The organism is Salipiger sp., from assembly GCF_059781815.1.
Window position 1 is genome coordinate 1 of the sequence record NZ_JBYNAH010000401.1, and the last position, 1,924, is coordinate 1,924.

Annotated in this window: 3 protein-coding genes and 1 pseudogene; 2 read left to right on the forward strand and 2 right to left on the reverse strand. The window is 71.5% G+C overall.

Going from position 1 to position 1,924, the window contains the following annotated elements; translation table 11 throughout:
- Positions 1-120: pseudogene (locus tag AC6RA4_RS25215) on the forward strand (peptidylprolyl isomerase); the annotation flags it as partial.
- 160 nt (positions 121-280) lie between these two features.
- On the opposite strand, the gene AC6RA4_RS25220 reads toward AC6RA4_RS25215, so the two are convergent.
- A complete protein-coding gene (locus AC6RA4_RS25220; RefSeq protein ID WP_500165027.1) occupies positions 281-1,153 on the reverse strand; it encodes a GNAT family N-acetyltransferase in 873 nt (290 codons plus the stop codon).
- A 47-nt stretch (positions 1,154-1,200) separates the two neighbouring features.
- Here AC6RA4_RS25220 and AC6RA4_RS25225 point away from each other — a divergent pair, with 47 nt between their 5' ends.
- Complete coding sequence (locus AC6RA4_RS25225; RefSeq protein WP_500165029.1) at positions 1,201-1,353, forward strand: hypothetical protein; 153 nt, start codon at positions 1,201-1,203, stop codon at positions 1,351-1,353.
- A gap of 76 nt (positions 1,354-1,429) precedes the next feature.
- On the opposite strand, the gene AC6RA4_RS25230 is transcribed toward AC6RA4_RS25225, so the two are convergent.
- Positions 1,430-1,924 (reverse strand): tyrosine--tRNA ligase (locus AC6RA4_RS25230; protein ID WP_500165031.1); only part of this gene is annotated, 495 nt, incomplete at its 5' end.

Here is a 1,924-nt window from a genome sequence, read left to right on the forward strand (position 1 = left end):
GTGGTGGGCGAGGTGACCTCGGGCATGGACGTGGTCGACGCGATCAAGCGCGGCACCGGGCGCAACGGCGCGGTGGTGGGCCAGCCGGACCAGATGGCGACGGTCACCGTCACCGAGTGATGCAAGCGGTGCGCGCCCCTTCGGGGGCGCGCGCTGGTTTGAGCCGGCCCGCGCCTTCGGGCGCAGACCGGCGGGTCAGGAGGGCACTGCCCTCCTCTTGCCCCGGCAGGCCGGGGCAATTCACCTCCCGGGATATTTTCGGCCAGAAGAAGAGGCGGGCTCAGCGTGAGAGCCGCTCTGGCAGCCTGCGTGCGAGCGGCGCGAGGCCCGGGTGGTGCAGCCAGGTGCCGCCGAGCCGGTGCGGGCGGGCGCCGGTGCCGAGCTTGAAGCGGGTGAGGCCGGGGGCGGCGTCGGAATTTAGCATGCCAAGGTCGAGATGGGTGTGGCCGTTGCGGGCGAGCCAGCGCATGGCGGACCAGAGCAGGGCGTTCATGGCCGAGAGCGCGCGGCCTTGCGGTAGGGAGACGCCGATCTGCCAGGTCGCGGTGGGGCCGTGACGCAGGACGGCAATGGCGGCGACAGGCTGGCCGTTGCGGCGCGCCTCCCAGAGCTGCGCGGCACCCGGATTGGCCTTGGCGAAGGCGGCGATGAGGGCCGGGGGCAGGGCATGGTAGCGCTTTTGCCGTGCCTGTGCGGCCTCGGCGGCGAGCAGCCAGTGGTCCGGGGGCAACGGCAGGCGGCGGATCTGCAGCCCGTGGGTGGCGCTGCGGTTGAGTCGGTTGCGCCACTTGCCGTGCATCGCGGCGCGCATGGCGGCGTCATCCGTGAGGGGCAGCATGGCCAGGGTCGCGGGCGTGAGAAGGGGCCAGAAGCCTTCGGCGCGCAGGCTCTCCGGGCGCAGGCCGTCTGCATTGAGCAGAAGCGGGCCGCGGTGCCCCTCACGGCAGAGCGCCAGCCAGTCATTGGGTGGCGTGGGCGCGGCGAGCACCGGGCCGCGGGAGATCAGCGAGACCGTCCCGAGACAGGGCAGGCGGCGGGTTTGCGCCAGCCAACGCAACCCCTGCGCCTCGCCGCAGAGCACCGGCAGGCCCAACGCGCGCAGGGTGCGGGCGAATTCCGGCGACTGCTGCAGCGGCACGACGGGCGCGATCATGACCTGGATTAAGGACTCGGAAAGTGAATCCGTGGTTAACTCGGACCATGGCACAGAGTCTTTCCCCGCGCCGGGAGGCGCCCCGCTCGATTGCCGTGGTCGCTCCGGCGCCGCGGCCCACGCTCGCCTCGGCCTTGCTGCTCGCCACCGGCCTGTCGCTGCCCTTCGTGGCCCTGGCGCTGGTGCAGGCGGTTTTCTGACGCGTCGGGGGGGCAACGAGAAAGGGCCGGCGTAATGCCAGCCCTCTCAAGGTCGTGATACCATGCGGCGGCGTGCTTAGGCGAGCTTGACCAGCGCGTGGCGCTTCTTGCCGGCGGAGAGCTTCACCGGGCTCGCCAGCGCCGCGGCGTCGAGCATCAGCCCGGCGTCGGTGAGGGGCGCGTCGTCGATGCGGGCGCCGTTCTCGGCAATCAGGCGCTTGGCCTCCTTGCCGGATTTCGCCAGGCCCGCGCGCACGATCAGCTGCACGATCGAGATGCCCTCGCCGTCCAACTCGTCAGCGGAAAGCTCCAGCGTCGGCAGGTCGTCGCCCACGCCGCCCTTCTCGAACACCTCGCGCGCGGTGGCCTCGGCGGCGGCCGCGGCCTCGGCTCCGTGGCAGAGCGTGGTGACCTCGTTGGCGAGGATGATCTTGGCGGCGTTGATCTCGGAGCCCGAGAGCGCGCCGAGCCGCTCGCACTCGTCGAGCGGCAGCTCGGTATAGAGCTTGAGGAAACGGCCCACATCGGCATCGGTGGTGTTGCGCCAGAACTGCCAGAACTCGTAGGGCGA

Excerpts from the sequence above, each read along its gene's own strand:
- AC6RA4_RS25220 (WP_500165027.1), bottom strand. The coding sequence starts at position 1,153 with ATGATCGCGCCCGTCGTGCCGCTGCAGCAGTCGCCGGAATTCGCCCGC.
- AC6RA4_RS25225 (WP_500165029.1), top strand. The coding sequence starts at position 1,201 with ATGGCACAGAGTCTTTCCCCGCGCCGGGAGGCGCCCCGCTCGATTGCC.